Source organism: Paenibacillus anseongensis, assembly GCF_009757995.1.
Taxonomy (GTDB): domain Bacteria; phylum Bacillota; class Bacilli; order Paenibacillales; family NBRC-103111; genus Paenibacillus_E; species Paenibacillus_E chondroitinus.
The window spans coordinates 24,625-42,671 of the sequence record NZ_WSEM01000013.1 but is presented as its reverse complement, the minus strand read 5'-3'; the positions used below and the strand labels follow the sequence as shown (position 1 = coordinate 42,671).

Annotated in this window: 16 protein-coding genes; 7 read left to right on the top strand and 9 right to left on the bottom strand. The window is 47.4% G+C overall.

Features of this window, described 5'->3' with window-relative positions:
• Positions 1-200, top strand: a 200-nt coding sequence (locus tag GON05_RS39050) for a hypothetical protein (RefSeq protein WP_220138876.1), incomplete at its 5' end; no start/stop codon positions are given.
• 285 nt (positions 201-485) lie between these two features.
• On the opposite strand, the gene GON05_RS14655 is transcribed toward GON05_RS39050, so the two are convergent.
• On the bottom strand, positions 486-1,265 hold the full coding sequence (locus tag GON05_RS14655) for an APH(3') family aminoglycoside O-phosphotransferase (RefSeq protein ID WP_157319799.1): 780 nt from the start codon (positions 1,263-1,265) through the stop codon (positions 486-488).
• A 28-nt stretch (positions 1,266-1,293) separates the two neighbouring features.
• Entirely contained in the window at positions 1,294-1,884 is a 591-nt protein-coding gene (locus tag GON05_RS14650; RefSeq protein ID WP_246239152.1) for a P-loop nucleotide/nucleoside kinase family protein, read from the bottom strand.
• A 236-nt stretch (positions 1,885-2,120) separates the two neighbouring features.
• On the opposite strand from GON05_RS14650, the gene GON05_RS14645 reads away from it, so the two are divergent.
• From GON05_RS14645 to GON05_RS14625, 5 genes are all read left to right on the top strand, one after another.
• On the top strand, positions 2,121-3,404 hold the full coding sequence (locus tag GON05_RS14645) for an erythromycin esterase family protein (RefSeq protein WP_309492220.1): 1,284 nt from the start codon (positions 2,121-2,123) through the stop codon (positions 3,402-3,404).
• 129 nt (positions 3,405-3,533) lie between these two features.
• Positions 3,534-4,484, top strand: coding sequence for a magnesium/cobalt transporter CorA (gene corA / locus GON05_RS14640; RefSeq protein ID WP_157319798.1), 951 nt, complete (start codon positions 3,534-3,536; stop codon positions 4,482-4,484).
• Between the two features lie 29 nt (positions 4,485-4,513).
• Complete coding sequence (locus tag GON05_RS14635) at positions 4,514-5,194, top strand: response regulator transcription factor (RefSeq protein WP_157319797.1); 681 nt, start codon at positions 4,514-4,516, stop codon at positions 5,192-5,194.
• A gap of 20 nt (positions 5,195-5,214) precedes the next feature.
• Complete coding sequence (locus GON05_RS14630; protein WP_338114075.1) at positions 5,215-6,573, top strand: sensor histidine kinase; 1,359 nt, start codon at positions 5,215-5,217, stop codon at positions 6,571-6,573.
• Positions 6,574-6,663: 90 nt separating this feature from the next.
• A complete protein-coding gene (locus GON05_RS14625; RefSeq protein WP_157319795.1) occupies positions 6,664-8,361 on the top strand; it encodes a S41 family peptidase in 1,698 nt (565 codons plus the stop codon).
• Between the two features lie 2 nt (positions 8,362-8,363).
• Here the strand turns inward: GON05_RS14625 and GON05_RS14620 are convergent, their stop codons facing one another.
• A complete protein-coding gene (locus tag GON05_RS14620) occupies positions 8,364-8,867 on the bottom strand; it encodes a DinB family protein (RefSeq protein WP_157319794.1) in 504 nt (167 codons plus the stop codon).
• A 236-nt stretch (positions 8,868-9,103) separates the two neighbouring features.
• Between GON05_RS14620 and GON05_RS14615 the strand changes: the two genes are divergently transcribed.
• On the top strand, positions 9,104-10,009 hold the full coding sequence (locus tag GON05_RS14615) for a phosphotransferase family protein (RefSeq protein ID WP_246239150.1): 906 nt from the start codon (positions 9,104-9,106) through the stop codon (positions 10,007-10,009).
• Positions 10,010-10,070: 61 nt separating this feature from the next.
• Here GON05_RS14615 and GON05_RS14610 read toward each other — a convergent pair whose 3' ends face one another.
• The 6 genes from GON05_RS14610 to rbsK all read right to left on the bottom strand — a co-directional run bounded on the left by GON05_RS14610 (position 10,071) and on the right by rbsK (position 18,037).
• Positions 10,071-11,915 (bottom strand): hypothetical protein, encoded by a 1,845-nt coding sequence (locus GON05_RS14610; protein WP_157319792.1) that lies wholly within the window; start codon positions 11,913-11,915, stop codon positions 10,071-10,073.
• Complete coding sequence (locus GON05_RS14605; protein WP_157319791.1) at positions 11,912-12,625, bottom strand: formylglycine-generating enzyme family protein; 714 nt, start codon at positions 12,623-12,625, stop codon at positions 11,912-11,914. The genes GON05_RS14610 and GON05_RS14605 overlap by 4 nt, the downstream gene beginning before the upstream one ends.
• A 62-nt stretch (positions 12,626-12,687) precedes the next feature.
• Positions 12,688-14,187, bottom strand: a complete 1,500-nt coding sequence (locus GON05_RS14600; protein ID WP_157319790.1) for an extracellular solute-binding protein — start codon at positions 14,185-14,187, stop codon at positions 12,688-12,690.
• A gap of 229 nt (positions 14,188-14,416) precedes the next feature.
• Positions 14,417-15,103, bottom strand: a complete 687-nt coding sequence (locus tag GON05_RS14595; RefSeq protein ID WP_157319789.1) for a FadR/GntR family transcriptional regulator — start codon at positions 15,101-15,103, stop codon at positions 14,417-14,419.
• A 334-nt stretch (positions 15,104-15,437) separates the two neighbouring features.
• On the bottom strand, positions 15,438-17,144 hold the full coding sequence (locus tag GON05_RS14590) for a dienelactone hydrolase family protein (RefSeq protein WP_157319788.1): 1,707 nt from the start codon (positions 17,142-17,144) through the stop codon (positions 15,438-15,440).
• Complete coding sequence (gene rbsK / locus GON05_RS14585; RefSeq protein ID WP_157319787.1) at positions 17,141-18,037, bottom strand: ribokinase; 897 nt, start codon at positions 18,035-18,037, stop codon at positions 17,141-17,143. Before rbsK ends, GON05_RS14590 begins: the two co-directional genes overlap by 4 nt.
• Between the last annotated feature and the right edge of the window lie 10 nt (positions 18,038-18,047).

Below are 18,047 nucleotides of genomic sequence, written 5' to 3'. Positions count from 1 at the left end.
TTCGCCAGCCCCCGTTCGGGACTTTCACCCTAGAGATGACGCCCATGCTGGGCGTACATAGGAAGGGACCCTGCCTTGGTGGCTGGGTCCCTTTTTTTGTTGCGGGTTTGGCGGGCGGGATTTTGAGTGAAAATGTAGAACCTAAGTGCTGCTTCGAGATGTTGTATACGGACTCAGTAGCTTATGTGCATCCTCAGTAGCTCAAGTCACCCACAATAGATCAAGTGTAACCCTCAGTAGCTCAAGCACAACCTCGAAATCGCGCGCACAACGTCAACTGTCGCCCCGATTGAGAGTGTTGGGGAACTACAGGGCTCTATTTGAGCGAAATCAGCCGTTATCCGTATGGGAGTGGAACTACAGGATCTTATTTGCTTCCAGATGGCTGTATCTTGGCAGAAATCGGCAAAATAGAGGACCGTAGTTCCCTCTGAGCTGGGATCTCGCCATCTTCGGACAAATAGCGGACTGTAGTTCCTCTTCATTCAAAAAAACTCATCCAAAAGTTGATAATAATGAACTTTAGCCTCATCTACCGTTCTCATGCCATAAGCATCCAGGAAAGTTTGCACATATTCATGGCCAAAGTTATATCGGATACTACGGATCGCCAGGGCTATATCCTGATACCGATCTGCCATCCCTGCCCTGCCCCAGTCAATAAAACCGTGCACCTTGCCATCCTTGAGGATGATATTAGGTAAGCAGTAGTCACCGTGCGTAAAAACCAAATCCTCGGTCTCAGGCCTTAGGCGTATAAGCTCCTGCGCTAAATCCTCTGCTTTTCGTCCTTGTCTCTGCGAATCAAAATCTTCTTCATCAATGAGCTGCTGCTCCACACGTCTTGTAGCTTCAACGATCTTCGATTCCAGCGTTTGATCAAAAGGGCAGCCATCAACGGGGACTTCATGAACGCTTCTAAGTCCAATGGCTAATTGCTGCATTAATTGCGGCAGCATGCTTTCATAGGATTTGTCCGAGGCGTTGACTCCTTCAATCTCAGTCATCAGCAAGTATTCATTGGCATCGTCTTGTCCAAAATATACGAGCTCTGGAACAGGCAGCTTGCCTTGCAGCCAAACTAACCTTTCCTTCTCGAGATGAAGACTTTCAGCCGCCGTGCGGGATTGGATTTTTATGTATAAGTTGAACGAGGCACCTGACAATAAGTACGTTTGAGACTGAGATAAACCAAAGGTGATTTTTTGCCAATTGTAACCGTTTGTCAATTTCGACAAGTCCTCTGGAAGCGCTATACTTTGCATACTGAGATCCCCCCACTCCGCCTATGAGTTAGTTGTCTTGAGAATTCAACAAAGCCATCTTTATCGATTTAATCAAAAGAGCATAATCAAAACTGTCAGGAGTCGTTGTGTCCACTTCTATCATTGTACCACCAAGAGTTAGCGGTGTAAGGTCGCCCCGTAAGATTCTTGCTTTGTTTTCCTCCTGTTCAATCCATTCCAAATCAGCGTGAGCAGCATGGCGATCTTTTGCCCCCATACGCGTCAGGAACCGCTCCAGAAGTACTTTCCCATCCGTTCTACACAGGATTTGAACGGGCTCGAATCCGGAAGTACGCTGTAATTTCAAAAATTCGGCGCTTCTTAACTCAGGTCGGCCAAAAAATCCTTCAATGATCATGGATTGGCCTGCTGATAACAAGGTGCCTGCAATGGCGTAAAGCATGGTAAATGAGGCTGGTGCCATCAAAGGAGGACAACCGTTATTCTGGCAGTCTAACGCATCGTAAAGGGTTTCATATATACCATCCCTCGAGAATAATGGCATACGTAGGTCTTGTTCAAGCCGCTTCGCTAAGGTTGTTTTTCCTGTGCCGGGAAGTCCGTTAATGATGATGACAAAAGGTTTTGACATGAGCATGAGCTGCACCTCCATAGCCTAAAAAAAGGGACCTAGCCAACGGGGCCAGGTCCAAAGTTTATATTAAAAAAGGGGGTCTTGTTTATTATAATACCCCACATATATTAGAGGACTGTAACAGAAATATTCCAATTGTGTTACAAAAAATTTGTTTTATGACGAATGTCCTTTTGATCATGCCAAATTTGTACATACTACAGAAGAAAATCCAGAGGAGAGGAGTTTGTCCGATAACCATGAAGATGAATGGGAACGTCCAAGAAGCCATCGTGGAACAAATCAAACAGCAGGCCGTTCCTCTTAACACGCCAAATGATTTAGATGATCTTATTGAGGCGATCGGAGATAGGAAATATGTGCTGTTAGGCGAGGCAACGCATGGTACATCCGAGTTTTATAAGCTGCGCACGGAGTTAACTCGCAAGCTCATACAAACGAAAGGCTTCTCTTTTATTGCCGTTGAAGGCGACTGGCCATCCTGCTACGAGGTCAACCGTTACGTGAAGCAGTATAAAGATGCAAAACCAAACACACGTGAAGTGTTAGAAGGATTTAACCGTTGGCCGACTTGGATGTGGGCGAATGAGGAAGTAGGCGAACTTGTCGATTGGCTCCAGCGGCACAATGCGGATAAACCCATGAATCAACGTGTAGGCTTCTACGGCCTTGACGTCTATAGCTTATGGGAGTCATTCGAAGAAATCGAGCGCTACCTGATAGAGAAAGGCACACCAGAGCAGCTAGAAATCGCTCGCTCGGCATTCGCCTGTTTTGACTCCTATGACAAAGAGGGGCAAAACTATGGCGCTTCCGCAGCTTTCTACGGAGAAAGCTGCAAAGACGAGGTCGTGAAGCTGCTGCAAGAGCTTCACGCGAAGCGCGTGCGGTACGATGAAGACAGCGAAGCGGCCCTTAGCGCGGAACTGAACGCGCTTGTTGCCGTGAACGCGGAGGACTACTACCGCACCATGGTCCGCCACGACGCGGAATCGTGGAACATCCGCGATCGACACATGACCGAGGCGCTGCGCCGCCTCGTACAGTACCATGGCCCAGACGCCAAGGTCATCGTCTGGGAGCATAACACGCACATCGGCGATGCGCGTGCAACGGATATGCTGGCCGACGGCATGGTCAACGTCGGCCAGCTCGTGCGCGAAGCGCACGGCGAAGCCGATGTGTTCGCCATCGGCTTCGGCACTTACCGCGGCACGTTCCTAGCCGCGAAAGATTGGGGCGCGCCGGTGGCGGCGATGCACGTACCCGCTGCCCAACCGGGCAGCTGGGAGGAGCTCATGCACCGCGCCGGCGCGCACGATCAGATCCTCCTGCTGCGCAGGGAGGATCCGCTTCTTGGGCACGAGGTGCTGGGGCACCGTGCCATCGGGGTCGTGTACCGCCAAGCCTATGAACGCGGGAACTATGTTCCCTCGGTGATGGCGCGGCGGTACGACGCCTTCGTGCATGTGGATGAAAGCCATGCGCTTCATCCGCTTACCATCGATAAAGTGCTCGTGTGAATTCGCACGAGCACTTTTTCTTGCTTTTCCCACAAAAATCGCCCGATTATTGCCCAGGAAATTCTGATCTCGCCTCTTTGTATGGTAAAATATGTAGTTAATAACGTATTTCAACCTAGGAGTTTTATTATGATTCGTTCATTAGCAGTAACGACCGATTTTACCGTACATCACGATGTCCCTCTTCGCCAGCTCGACGACCCCAAGTTTAAATGGTATTGGGTTGATTTTCACAATCCCAGTGAAGAAGAAGCGTTGGAGCTCAAAGACCATTTTCAATTTCACCCATTGGCTATTGAAGACTGTTTCTATTTGCTGCAAAGACCGAAAATGGACCATTATGAAAACGTCCATTTCTTTGTCATGCATGCGATGAATGCGAAGACGCTGGATGCAGAAGAAGTGGATATGTTTCTGGGGAGCAACTTTATCGTCACCTTCCATCAGCATGACTCCAGAGAAATTGAGGATGCTTGGTGCCGTTTGTCCGAGCAAGAAAACCTGCGAAGCGAAGGCCATATTTATGCCGCCTACTTAGTGCTCGACAACTTGGTTGATCAGTATTTTCCAAGTGTTTATCAATTAGAGGATCAGCTGGATGAAATCGAAAACAATGTGCATTCCGAGTCCATTGAGGTGCTCATGAACGATATTTTTGAAATTCGCTCCAAATTGTTAAAAATACGCCGGACCATCGTGCCTATGCGCGATCTTCTATACAGGGTCATCAATACCGATCGGATTGAACAATTTCGCGATCACATCGTATTTTTTACGGACATTCATGATCATTTGCTCAAGCTTTCCGAAATGATTGAATCCAATCGAGATATGACAGCCGATATGCGTGACAGCTACATCTCCTTGAATTCCAATCGCATGAATACGATTATGAAAACATTGACGGTGATAACCACGATTTTCATGCCCTTGACGTTCATTGCCGGCATATATGGGATGAATTTTGCGCACATGCCCGAATTAGAATGGCACTGGGGGTATTATGCCATCCTCTTCATCATGTTCGGCATCGGTCTCGGCATGTTCGCCTGGTTCTGGAAAAAAGGCTGGTTTAAGTAGCTTATCGCATAAAAAGGAGTTGGTAGCAAATGAGCAAAATACTTATTGTTGATGATGACGCGCACATTCGCGAGCTGATGAGCCTCTTTCTACAGAATGAAGGCTTCGATGTTATAGAAGCGGAGAACGGAGAGCAAGCAATCACTATACTGGAAAATACGGTCGTTGAGCTTGTCATTCTTGATATTATGATGCCGCTGGTGGATGGCTGGGATTTATGCAAAGAGATTCGAAAGCGAGATCCTCATATCCTCCTTCTAATGGTGACGGCCAAAGGGGAATCGGCACATAAAGTAAAGGGCTTCCAGCTAGGGACAGACGATTATTTGGCGAAGCCGTTCGATCCGGTAGAGCTCGTGCTGCGCATCAAAGCGTTGTTGAAGCGATCTCGGATATCCTCCTCCAAGGTCATACAATTGGGTGAGGTTCATCTAAATCTGGGTACCTACAAGGTCGTTCGTGGGAATGAGGAACAAGCCCTTCCTCTAAAAGAGTTCGAGCTGCTGTTCAAGCTGGCCAGCTACCCTGGCCAGATTTTCACACGAGAGCAGTTGATCACTCAAATTTGGGGGATGGACTACGAAGGCGATGACAGGACCGTCGATGTCCACATCAAGAGGTTGCGGCAGAGATTCGCCAGCGATATCAAACACTTTTACATTGAAACGGCGCGCGGTCTCGGATACAGACTTGTGGTTGTTGCAGGATGAAGAGCTTATATGTACGAATAGTGCTCACTTTTTTAGCAGCAATTGTAATCGGCCTAATCTCCTCTTTTATTATCGGAATCGCCATATTTCAAAAAGAGTTAAACGAGTTGGGACAAAACGACATGATCAAAGTAAGCGACAACATCGTTGAACTTTATAAACAAACTCAGCCTCAAGATCTGGAAGCGTTCATGGTTAAAGCATCCCAGTTAACGGTGTATCCGATTCAACTCTTTACTGCTTCAGGCGAAAAGAAACTATATGGAGCAGACAATAAAGAGCAGTTCATTGCGATTGACAAGGAACCCGTCCAACAGGTGCTGGAAGGTGCACGATATCGATCAAAGGTTAAATCAGAGGGGGACTTGTATGTCGGGCTTCCGTTTGCGTTTGAAGGTAAGAACTATGCCCTCTTCTTGCAATCTTCCACCAAAAATGAAAAGGCCGTAATCCGGTTGTTGATCACTATTCTGTTTCTTGTGCTTGTTATAGGAAGCTTATGTATTCTGATTGCCGCTCGATTTTTGGTGAAGCCCCTTAAACTATTGACGAAAGCAACCAAGAGACTCGCTAAGGGCGATTTCGATGTGGAATTGAAGCTGAAGCGAAAAGACGAATTAGGGATTCTTGCCCGAAGTTTCAACGAGACGGCCCGTGAGCTAAAACAGTTGGAGACGATGCGACAGGACTTTGTCTCAAATGTTTCCCATGAGATACAATCGCCGCTAACGTCCATCTCGGGTTTTGCGAAGGCGCTAAAGCTCGACCATCTGGTAACACCTGAGAAACGCGGACGGTATTTGGACATCATTCTGAAGGAAAGCGATAGGCTGTCACGGCTTAGCGATAATCTACTCAAGCTTGCTTCTCTTGAATCCAAGCATCATCCTTTTGTAGCAAAAACGTTTAACCTTGATGAGCAAATCCGACAGGTCGTTGTTTCCTGCGAGCCGCTCTGGTCTGTCAAACATATCCGGATCGACCTGAAGCTGCCCATAGGAGCGAAAATTACGGCAGATGCCGATCAACTCAATCAAGTATGGATTAACCTGCTTGGAAACAGCATCAAATTCACGCCTGACAATGGGACGATTCGCATCGAACTCCTCGCAAACAACCATTCGTATACCGTTATCATGAAAGATTCAGGGATTGGTATGACGCCTGAGGAATTAAATCAAATCTTCGTGCGGTTTTACAAAACGGATAGATCGCGCAACAGTACGGGAAGTGGTCTAGGTCTGGCTATTGTGAAGCAAATTGTCCTACATCATCATGGAAACATTGAAGTAGAAAGCACAGTCGGACAAGGGACGAAGTTCACTCTGCATATTCCGAGTACTCCGCCAAATACGCTTTCAACGAAAGCCGGTACCTGATGGTGCCGGTATTTGTGGCGTTCACGCTCCGTTCATATTTCTTTTCTAATCTTGAGAAGCAACGCAAGCCTCAGATGAAGGAGCTGAAACATGAGCATGATTGGAGATTTATTGGGTTCATTGAAGTGGTTCACTATTTATGAGCTGCTGTTATTTGCTATCATTTTAACTGTGTTAGTCTGGTATGCCGTGCCTATTCAAAAATATGTCAGATGGTTTGATTTTTTGCCAAGTGCTGGTCTCCTTATTGCGATTGTAAGTGTGCTAAGTGGTGATACGACCCTGCTGGCGCTAATATTCTACGCAGTTGCCGCGATTCTTTTCTTATGTACGATTAAGAAGGCATTTAAACCTGTTCGGTACATCCCCGTGCCCAAGTACAGAATTTTAAGAGTCACCCTCTCTCTACTCGGTATGCTCCCTCTTGTCTTTTCGTTAATACTTGCCGGTGAGTCACGTTATAATCCAGTGAGCGATTTCAGTCATATGAGCTATTCGCAAGCATTTGTACAGTTGAATGAGCGGCTATCCCGGGAGTACCCGTTTGGTGATTGGAAAAAGGTAGACTGGGCAGCAATGAAAGATAAGTACGAACCTCTATTTCAACAAGCAGAACAGCAGAAGAACAAAGATTTATACTATACAACGTTAAGATCGTATCTTTATTCCCTTCGAGATGGGCATGTCAAAATTGTAAATGAGAAATTGTTCGATGATAATCACATTTTTAAACAAGAAGTCGGCGGTGGTGTTGGTCTAAGTACGATCCAATTAGATCAGGGCAAGGTAGTAGTCAATTTGCTCTTAGTGGGCAGTCCCGCTGAAAAAAGCGGCATCCAGCTTGGGGCTGAGATCATTTCTTGGGATGGAAAAGTGGCGCAAGAAGCTTACCATGCCACCTACTGGAGCGAAAATCCGATGGCTACGGAAGGAGACCGGAACGATAATCAAGGAAGGTTTATGGTAAGAACATCTGTTGGGAAAGACGTCCAGGTGGCTTTTAAAAACAAAGGGGAGACTGAAATAAAAAAAGTAACTTTAACGGCTTATGACGACAATTACGAGACGCTAAAGAAAACAAGAGTCAAACTAAATAAAACGGATGCGCCGGTGGAAGGCGAAATTCTAAGTAACGGATATGGCTATGTGAAGATCAGATATTTTCTTCCAAGCACGACAATGCCTCATCCGGATAAAGTATTGGGAGCCAAACTGAAAGAGTTTCAGGAAAAGCAAATAAAAGGTCTCATTATTGATGTTCGTGACAATCCGGGCGGAAGTGATGATCTGGTTACTGCAATGGCAGGCTATTTTGTAAATAAGCCGAAACTTTATGAGTATGTAAGCTATTTCAATCGTCTGGCTGGCAAATTTGAAATCAATGCCAATGAAACTCGTATAATCAATCCTGCAGAGCTTTACTATGGCGGGAAGTTAGCAATTCTGATCAACCAACGAACGGGAAGTTCTGGAGAAGGTTTGCCTCTTGTGGTGAAGGGCTTGCCCCATGCTCGAATTGTTGGATTTACATCTACAAATGGATCATTTGGGGTTGTTTCAAGCCCAATACAAGTTGAAATGCCGGAAGGCTATCTCTTGCAGCTGCCGGATGGCAGATCGCTGAATCAAGAGAAAATGATTCAAGGAGATAGTGACGACAAGGGGCAAGGCGGCGCCATTCCCGATATTGACATTCCCTTGAATGAACAGACTTTCGAGCAAAAATACGTACAAGGACAAGATGTTGAGCTGAACTATGCGATTCAAGCTATGGAGAACATGAACTAAAGCTATCCGGCATACCAGTACAGACCGTACTCCGTCATTACAGAGGCGTGCCCCATTTGGCGCAGCATCGCTGTAATATTCCCCCGGTGATAGGTGCCGTGATTGACCACTTGAAGAAGCATTTCCGCACGGCTGGTTTCCCGCACCCCTGCATAAGGATTATCCAGCACAATCGTTTCCTCCAAAGATGCTTGCTCATCCAGGTAGGCTTTGAACCTCTCCGATAATTGAACATACATCATTTCAAGCTCCTCCATACTCTTGGACTCCGCATCAGCCGTCAACTGGACCGAATCCGTCATGGCTTCGTTCATGCTTTTACCTTGCATCATGTCCAACCAACCGGCATCCACAACATAGATGTGTGCGATCACCTTCGACACCGTAGGAAAAACACTTTGAATCTCGCGTGTGTACACATCTTTTCCTAACTTTTTCAAGTGGGTCAACATCGTTTGATTCGCCCATACATGGAAATCGTACATGTTCCGTATTTGCTGCGTCATAAGTATCTCTCCTTTGGCTCAAGGCCATTTCTCATTGTTACCATAATCATACAGGAGGATCCCTGACAGCATACTGTCAGTTATTATTTCTGAAAAATTGTTTTATTTTTCCTGTTTTAAATTTTCGTGATAGACTAGAAAGTATCCTGCTTCATGTTTCATATAGCCAGGCTGCGAATAAAAAACATAGGATGAATAAGGGACGGTGATGGCAAATGTCCGGGATTAAACCCAACATGGATACCCGATCAGCAGAAGCTTTCTTGCAGCAGTTTTTGAACAAACCCGTGACCGATGTGCGGCCGATTGAGCAAGGCGAAGTGAGCAAGGTGTTCAGCTACTCTCAACACGATGAGGAATTTATCATTCATTTTAACAGTGGCCGTGAAGGGTTTGTCAGAGAGCGTTATGTGCATGACACATTTTCACCCCAGGGTCTGCCAGTTCCTCGTGTGCTGGAGATTGGCCGTGCGAACGAAGATCTATGCTTTTCCATTGCCGAAAAGGTACCGGGACGTACCATCATCTCCTATCCGGAAGCCGAGATTAGGCGGATTCTTCCCGATCTCCTCAACCATTTTAAAAATATGAATGAAGTTCGTCTTGGTGAAACCAAAGGGTATGGCTGGATTCAACCTTCGGGAGACGGCACTCACGAGAGTTGGCCTGATTTCCTGGCATCCTTCTTTCGGGAGGAGCAGACAGGCTTTTGGCATAACTGGTATACGCTATTTACGGACACATTCTTGGAAAAGGATGTTTTTCAGCGCTTATATGGCATCATGATGGAGTTGTCGACCTATTCACCGCAGCAGCGATATCTTGTGCACGGGGATTTCCATCTGGGTAATATGCTGACGGATGGGCATCGCGTTACGGGGATCGTCGATTGGGAGATGGCCTTCTATGGCGACTTCGTGTTCGACTTGGCGACGCAGCATCTCTGGACGCCACAGCTGCAAATTCCAGAAATGGTGCGCAGCGCTTGGGCCAGCGAGGGGCGAGACATACCGCATTTCGAGGAGCGGTTGAAGTGTGCACTGCTTTTTAAAGGCGTAGATGGCTTACGTTTTTATGCTAAAAAAGGCGATCGGAACGCGTACGATAGTGTGAAGGCGGAGCTTTTGCGGTTGGTGGATTGATGCAAAAAAGAGCTAGGCGACTTGAATTCGCTTAGCTCTTTTATTGCGTCCTTTTTTGCGATCACAAACCCACTCTAATAATAGACAACTCTTTCGACTTTACAGTCCCCCGAATAAGGTCATACCCCTCCAGCAGCTCCATCTGCACCGGAAGATCATCCCACAGCTCTGTTACACTCGTAATTCCCAAGCTTGCGCTTTTCAACAAATCTCCACGAATCTCTTCATTGGTATCATTATAAATCGTATAAATAATGCTCGTACCATCATCGGATGGGAAAGCATTGCAGAACAATCCGCTCTGTAGTGTCGGATACAACGGAACAGGATTTGAGCTTTGGTAGTTCGCCTTATGCTCACGCCAGATGAGCTTCCACTTCTTAATGGCTGCCTGCTGCAGTTTGTTATAGGGCAGCCAACTGCCAAAAACATCCTGCCAGACCAGTATGCCGGTACCGTTGAAGATAGCCCGTTTGATAAGCAAATCCTTGCGAACGCCTACGTGCCAACGCGAGATAATCGGCGAAAAATGCTCAGTCATCACATATCGGAAGATATCGGTTTCCGGCATCGATTCTTTATTCTTGAACTGGTTCCACGAACCCGTAATGATTTCGATTTGATGTTTCTTTTTCGGACGCCCCTCGGAACAAAACACGAAGTCAGGTTTGATTTCATGAACGGCATCACGGAAACTGTCGGGAACACTGTCCATGGTGTCTAGAAATACACCGTCAATATTTGTTTCTCTTACGATCTCCACAATACTCAGGGTGGACTGTTTCACCGACTCGTCAAAGCCAATATCCCAAGGTTTAAAAGGTAAAAATACTTTTACGCCGCGCTGGTGGAATTGTTCAACCGTGTTTTTCAGTCCCGGCATGCCGCCAGGAAACTCCCCGAAAAACTCCCACTGATTTCTACTGTCTACCCCAAGCCGCGGATATTGATGCCATAACAGCACGGAATCGTAGCCTCCGAATGCTTCTCCTTGCTGAAGTAAACGTTCCACATCGATCTGATTCTTCTCAAAATCATACACTTCTTTGCTGAACATATACGTAAAATGCTGCAGGAACATATCTTTATACCATTTTAATTCGGGCCGCTCATACTCTTTAAAAGATATCGGTTTACGAGCATTCTGCCTCCAACTAGTGAAGAACTCCACCCACCCGCGCTCGATCGCCGAGAACTTGATTTCCATCACATCCGCTGGCACCGGATCAGGACGAAGCAGCAAGCGATGATGTTTAAGCTCTGCGAGAGACGTGATTTGTTTTAATTCCATGTTGCGGTTCTGCACCCAAATAAACCAATATTCGTTCAAATTGGGGAATTCCAAACTGAAACCATGCTGCTGGTTGGGATGGAAAATGCCGAGTGGCATCGTAAACTCAACGTGCATCTGCATAATGCTGCTGCCATCTCGCTTCGCTTGCGGGTTAGACGGAAAATAGTAATGATTTGGCTGCTCTTCGTCCCATCTAAGGTTCGCCAGGAATGGCATGTGTAAGTAAACTTCCTTCGGCCCCGTTTCATCCCAATTAGCGCCAAGCTGAATCAGGTATCGAATCGATTGATCTTCCAAATGATGAAGGAAAATGACTTTGGCCAGCAGCTCATCCTGCCCGCATGAAATCGATAGTGACACGGATACCAGTTCTTCCGTTTGATCACCGCCCGATTCCATTCCCGTAATAAGCCACTGGCTGCAAGGAAGCAGGTGCCCGCCTTCAAGCTCCATCGTGAACAACTCAGCCTCTTCAGCCGTCAGTTCAGCCCGCTGCGGGATGGCACTATGAAACACATGATGCAAAGAGAGATGACCGTCATGCTTGATGGCAAACCCCATCTTCTCATTTTTAATTGTCGTGATGTGAGTGGCTTTATCGCTCAAAATCATCGTGTCACCTCGTAAACGCAGCGGAAACCAACGGTTTCACAGCGGTTTAACCCTTCATTCAGCAGCTGGAATTTCAGATGATAATCTGTCGGATGTGGACCGCCCTCCGCATGCCATGTATGTGGCGCTTTATAGTAGGATCCTCCCCGTAAAAAGGTGAATTTGTGCTGCTCATCGTTTACGGTATCCTCCATCCATTCCCAGGTATTACCGGTCAGATCGACACAACCATAAGGACTAATGTTGGAGGCAAAAGCATCGACCGGCATCGTATCCGAACCGGAAGAATGGCACTTGTCAGCATGAAAGTGATCGCCCCACGGCCACTTTAATTTCTGGCTGCCTCCTGCCGCGAGCTGCCATTCCGTCTCCTTCGGAAGCCTTCCGCCTTTCCATTTGGCATAAGCTCTTGCATCCTCTTGGCTGACCCAGATGACCGGATGATTCTCTTTACCCTGAGGGATGCCGTTTTCTTGCCAATGCTTGATGAAATTGTGACTGTCCTCAGGATAATAGCCGCTTTCATCAAGAAAATGTTTGTACTGATCATTCGTAACAGGGTATTTGTCTATATAGAAAGCCTCTACCGTAGCCAGAAAAGGGCCGTGATTACACTGGCAATCCCCTTCCATTATGCGATGTTGAACACGATAAATGTACGATGTTTCCGGAATGAACACCCGATTATCATCTTCAGTATGAAATTCCATTACTTTCACCTCTCTATTCATGGGTAAAAAGTGGGGCTTACGCCCCACTTGCCGTCTGTTGTTTATTTGATCGTTTTGTTTGCGTATTCTGTCATTTCTTTACCGCCTGCTGCGTTCCACTCTTGAACAAACTTATCGAAATCTGCCGCGCTTTTCTTGCCGGTTACGAGATCTGCTGCAAACTCTTTGTACTTGGCAGAGGCAGCATCCCACTTGGCAGCGAGTTCAGCAGGAATCACAAAGCTGTTGTCTTTGGTCGACATGGAAGCGAACATTTGTAGAGATTTACTTGCCGGTTCAGAGAAATATGGTGTTGCGGGATCGAACTCTTTATCCGGTTTGAAGTTCACTGTTGACTCTACAAAGTGCGGGAACCAAGCGGCAAATTTGTCCGTTAATTTGATTTTGTTATTGACGATTTGGTATTCGTCACCTTCAACGCCTAGCTTATCCAGCATCTGACCTTTTTGGCCGGCCATATATTCTAGTACCGCAAAGGCCATTTCTTTGTTCTTGGATGTCTTGGCGATAGCAAAACCGCGGCTTTCTTTACTGATATCAACCGGCGTATATCCTTGCGCTTTCCCTTTCGCCGGCGGCAATGTCATGACCTTGGCGGCTGCTCCATTTTGACTAATCGATTTGTTATTGTAGATGTCGATTACCTTGCCTTGCGTACCTGCCATGATAGCGGCTTGACCATCATAGAAGGCTTTCTCTTTCGTGTCCCACTTCTTGGTCAGGAACTCAGGATCCAGCAAGCCGTCTTTGTACAATTTTGCGTAAAATAGGAGCTTATCTTTTTCAAACTGTGCTGTTTTACCGTAAGTAAATTTACCGTCGTCCCCTTTGATCCATGTGGATGTCAGGCCAAAGGATTGACCGAACATAACGTCAAGCTCATCAAGTGTCCCGGCCACCGTATAGGCGTATTTCGCGCCGCTTTTCTCCTTCAAGTCTTTGAAAAAGGTATAGTAGTTATCGCTTGTCGGATTGGCAAGCAGGTCTTTGCCCGAGGAGGTTTTATCAAACCAATCTTGGCGAACCACAGGTACAGCGCTATTCGGAGGCGACAGCCATAGCAGATATGGATAGTTCTTCATTCTTTCTTGGTTATAAACGTTCATCGATGCCTTCACATTCGTCGACTTATCGATAAAAGGCGTCAAATCTTCCAGAATTTTTTGCGTTACAGCAAACTGGTAGTCGCCGCCTTGGAAGTAAATAAGGTCAGGAATATTACCGCTTTGCAGCAGCAGGCCCAGCTTCTCCGAGTAGGTCCCGCTTTGAACAGGAACAATTTTCAGCTTAATATTTTTGCCTTCCGCTTTCATTCCTTCTTCGATGCCTTTCACCAGCTTCTGAACGCCGGGGTCATCTCCCATTAAATCTTTCGCTACGATGGAAAGTGTGACCGGTTCTTTACTCGCATCTCCTGCGCTTGTTGCTGCCGGAGCGGACGTTGGAGCTGCTGTGTTGCTGGAAGATTTGCCGCCGCCGCTGGAACATGCGGTTGTTACAACCATTAAAGCCGAGATCACCATGAGAAGTGCCTTTTTCATTCTATTTCCTCCCTTTTTTGTCTTTCTATTATTCTTTGAAGCCGTCTTCCATACTTCATTCGTATCGTAGTCGTGCTTGCCTGTAGAAGAATGGGATACGGAACGAGAATCGTCACTGATGTTCCTTTAGCTTGTAGCCGCTTACAATTCAGCTAAAGCGATTGCACGAATAATTTGGGTAATTGGATGATCCAATTTAATGAGACGGATAACTTCATCCGTTTTTTGGCTATTTCATTTGAATATTTTGTTTGACCTGCTTCAAGTGGTACAGCAGCGTTTCTTTGGCTTTAAGCGGATCTTTCTCTTTTATCGCCTGGAAAATGTTAAAATGCTCCTTGTACACTTCGTTTCTGCGACCAGGTATCTCAACCGTCTTCGTGGCCGTTCGTTTCAACAAATCCATGTTAAGATCGATGAGATTTACCAGCACCACGTTATGTGTAGCCTTAGCTATGGACAGATGGAAAGCTTGATCTGGAGAGACGGGATCATCCGATTCCGTGTCGATCGTGCCCCACTTTTCGAGAGCGCTTTCAATTTCCAGAATATCCTGTTGGGATGCTCGCAAGGCTGCCAATTCCACAATACCGGTTTCAAAAATTTCTCTGGCCTCCAGCAATTCAATAATCGTAGCTCTCTCAATATTATCGAGAATTCTCGTTTTATCTTCCGCCTTGCTGAGGTTCTTGTTAAGAAAACGGCCGCCGCCAGGACGAGTTTCAATCAGCCCTTCTCGCTCCAGAATTCGGAACGCTTCACGCAAAGTTCCGCGGCTGATCCCGAACGCTTGGGCAAGCTCTCTTTCCGTCGGCAAAACGTCTCCAGGCGCAAGATTGCCTTCAAGAATCAGTTTTTCGATCTGCTCAATGACATCCTCATACACTCTGTGGTACTTGATTTTCTTTATTGTCATGATGAGTACCTTCCGTCTGGCAATATGCTGAGAATTGGATCATCCAATTACCCACACTTTTATAGTAGTAAGTAGCTCAGATTGTGTCAACAGTTATTTTGACCCTTTTGGGCGCAGCCATGCGCCTCGGAGTGCCCGTCCTCATATAAGGAGACTACGGATTTTCTCCGTAGTCCTGTTAAGCACTTCTAGCGATCCTATAACCCAGCTCAGTTAACGTAGAAGCAAAAACTACCGCTATTTCGAGCTGCACTGTGGCATGGAACGAAATAACGGTAGAATCTAATTCACAGAAAATAGCAGGAGCAATCGGCGTTAATGATAACCCGCCATCTTAAACAAAACGAACCGGCCCAAGTACCGGCCTACAACCGCTGCTTGCGTCCATCTGCTCAGGGACAAAGGACACGGAGATCTTGTGCATTTTGTCCCAAGATGAGAGCGCCTTGCCGCCTGCACTGCCAAATGACTGCCTTGCCAGTCGTACGTCTGTCCAGCCGAGCACTCCCTCTACCTCACTCACCCAAACAATCTGTCCCGCTTGATCCGGGCGATAGAAAACCGAAATCTCCCACACGCCAGGAACGTCCACAAACAGCCTAAGCTGCAGCTGCAAATGGTCCTTGTCCTCTTGCATCATCGGATCGACCGACTTATGCGTGACCAGGGCGAACCTCATGCCCGGTTCGTCCAAAGCAAGCGCCTTGCCTCCAGACGGATCATCCACAAACACATAGCGGAAATCGGTGTCGTAAGGCTCCGTCCGCTGCTCCGGACAATGCCATCCGTCGAGCCCGTGAGTGAAATCAGCCAACTTCAGCGTTAAAGGCAAACCAGATGCAGCAGCTCCCAGATAAATGGGCGAGAATCGTAGGGGGAAGCTGCTCGTTTTTACGCCATCCGCATAAATGGCATCCACATAGACGAAACCGCTTATTCCAGGATCAATGACCGGTATTTCCACGCTAAAGCCGCTGTCTGGCGAACAGTCGATTTCCTTCACATGCCAATATCTGCCCGGCGGAAGCACCTCGCTCCAGTCATACCAAGACCAGCAAAAGCGGAGCTTCTGAGGTAGCACGGATAGCTCGTCAGCGCCAAATTCGGCGCTCACCCGCAAGGCTCCCTCGTGAACCGAAACCACAGCCGCCGGGGCTTGCGGCCAATGCCTGTCACCTTTGACCAGGGCATCCATCCAGCAATCCAAGGTAGCGCCTGCCCAGCCATCCAGATGATGGTTCTGATTGGCTGCGAAAAACAGCCCGCGCTTCGCCTCCGGAAGGTGGACAGCTCCTTCGCAGATCGCGTCCATCCAGCCCCAATAGTCATTCGTAGCTGACATGATCAGCATCGGCGACTGCTCCCGCTCGGCTAACCTCAAACCGCTAAGCAGTTGCTCCCATTCATAGGTGTCATCCAACGTGTGCGGCCTTCGAACGTTACGGTTCAGCCGGCCCGGAGACATATGCTTGCCACAGCCATAAATAGGAGCCGCCGCCTGCAAACGGTTATCCCAGGCGTTAAGCAGTCTCGTTACCGTGCCTCCGCGCGAAATACCGAAAGCCCCCATCCGGTTCGCGTCCACTTCCGGCAGCTGAGCCAACCACGTGACCATTTTCTTTGCATGAATGAGCCGCGTGAACATGACAGATTGCAGCGGATCAAACTCCTCTTCCATGTCTTTCGTGGGCATGTCTGCCAAATCGGAGTAATACTCCTGCCTCGAGAGTTCCTCTTTCCAATCGTAACTAAGCGCGACATACCCTTTACCCGTCCAATGTCGGACATGCTCCAAATTCGCCGTCTGCGAACCTCCCCCGTGGATGTGCAGCATAGCAGGAAAAGGCGTTTCCCCATAAGGAACGCCTATCCAGAAATACGTTTTCACCCACTCACCAGGGATGAGCTCAGTCTCCAAATACATAGCAGCATACTCGCCATGCCCATCTGACCTCCGCTCCACCGTACGAATACGGTGTTCACCCAAGTGCTCGGCAGTTTTCAACAACTCACGAAAACGGATCTCCCCTGATCTCATCATAGTCCTGCAAGCTCCGATAAATACGGGATCGAATGCTGCGCGCCCCTCCGGGTAACCGAAATGGAAGACGCATGCACAGCGATGTTTACCGCTTCATCGAGGGATTTACCAGAAGTAATCATAGCTGCAAGCGTCCCTGAGAACGTATCTCCAGCAGCTGTTGTATCAATCGCCTTCACTTTACGGCCTTCCATGTACACATTCTTGGTGCCGTTATAGTACACAATGCCTTTCTCGCCAAGTGTAATCAACGGGAAGCGAATGCCCTTGCCGCGTAAAATATCCAGCGCCGCAAAAGCATCTTCCGTGGTTCTTACTTCCACATTCGTGTACAACCGGCACTCGATCTCATTCGGTGTGAAATAATCCACACCATTCAAAATCTCATCATCAAGTGGAACGGCAGGCGCCGGATTTAAGAAAATCGGCACCTTGCCTTTCACAAGTCGAATGGCTTCATAGACAGTTTCCAGTGGAATTTCCAGCTGCAGCATGACCGCTGAAGCTGCGAGTAACTGATCTTTGTAGCTTTCAATATAGTCAGGTTTAACCAGGTTATTGGCGCCGCCGTCAAGAATGATCGCATTATTCCCATCGCAAACCGTAATCGCGGCTACACCAGTTGTAACTTCAGGTTCTATTCCTACATAATCAGTTTTCACACCGAACCCTTTGAGGCTGCCGATCAACGATTGCCCAAAAATATCATCGCCAACTTTCGCCATAAACCAGGTATCAGCGCCCATTTTTGCGCAAGCAACTGCCTGATTGGCCCCTTTGCCTCCGGCGGATAGCATAAATCCATCGCCCCGCATTGTTTCGCCCATTTCTGGAATACGGCTAGTCTGCATGACCATATCCATATTTGCACTGCCAATTACGATTATTTTCATAACGTTCCCC

Coding starts and splice junctions, on each gene's coding strand:
- GON05_RS14590 (WP_157319788.1), bottom strand. CDS start 17,144: ATGATGAGATCAGGGGAGATCCGTTTTCGTGAGTTGTTGAAAACTGCC.
- rbsK (WP_157319787.1), bottom strand. CDS start 18,037: ATGAAAATAATCGTAATTGGCAGTGCAAATATGGATATGGTCATGCAG.
- GON05_RS14610 (WP_157319792.1), bottom strand. CDS start 11,915: ATGATTTTGAGCGATAAAGCCACTCACATCACGACAATTAAAAATGAG.
- GON05_RS14620 (WP_157319794.1), bottom strand. CDS start 8,867: ATGACGCAGCAAATACGGAACATGTACGATTTCCATGTATGGGCGAAT.
- GON05_RS14650 (WP_246239152.1), bottom strand. CDS start 1,884: ATGCTCATGTCAAAACCTTTTGTCATCATCATTAACGGACTTCCCGGC.
- GON05_RS14600 (WP_157319790.1), bottom strand. CDS start 14,187: ATGAAAAAGGCACTTCTCATGGTGATCTCGGCTTTAATGGTTGTAACA.
- GON05_RS14655 (WP_157319799.1), bottom strand. CDS start 1,265: ATGCAAAGTATAGCGCTTCCAGAGGACTTGTCGAAATTGACAAACGGT.
- GON05_RS14615 (WP_246239150.1), top strand. CDS start 9,104: ATGGATACCCGATCAGCAGAAGCTTTCTTGCAGCAGTTTTTGAACAAA.
- GON05_RS14645 (WP_309492220.1), top strand. CDS start 2,121: ATGAAGATGAATGGGAACGTCCAAGAAGCCATCGTGGAACAAATCAAA.
- GON05_RS14595 (WP_157319789.1), bottom strand. CDS start 15,103: ATGACAATAAAGAAAATCAAGTACCACAGAGTGTATGAGGATGTCATT.
- GON05_RS14635 (WP_157319797.1), top strand. CDS start 4,514: ATGAGCAAAATACTTATTGTTGATGATGACGCGCACATTCGCGAGCTG.
- GON05_RS14625 (WP_157319795.1), top strand. CDS start 6,664: ATGAGCATGATTGGAGATTTATTGGGTTCATTGAAGTGGTTCACTATT.
- GON05_RS14605 (WP_157319791.1), bottom strand. CDS start 12,625: ATGGAATTTCATACTGAAGATGATAATCGGGTGTTCATTCCGGAAACA.
- corA (WP_157319798.1), top strand. CDS start 3,534: ATGATTCGTTCATTAGCAGTAACGACCGATTTTACCGTACATCACGAT.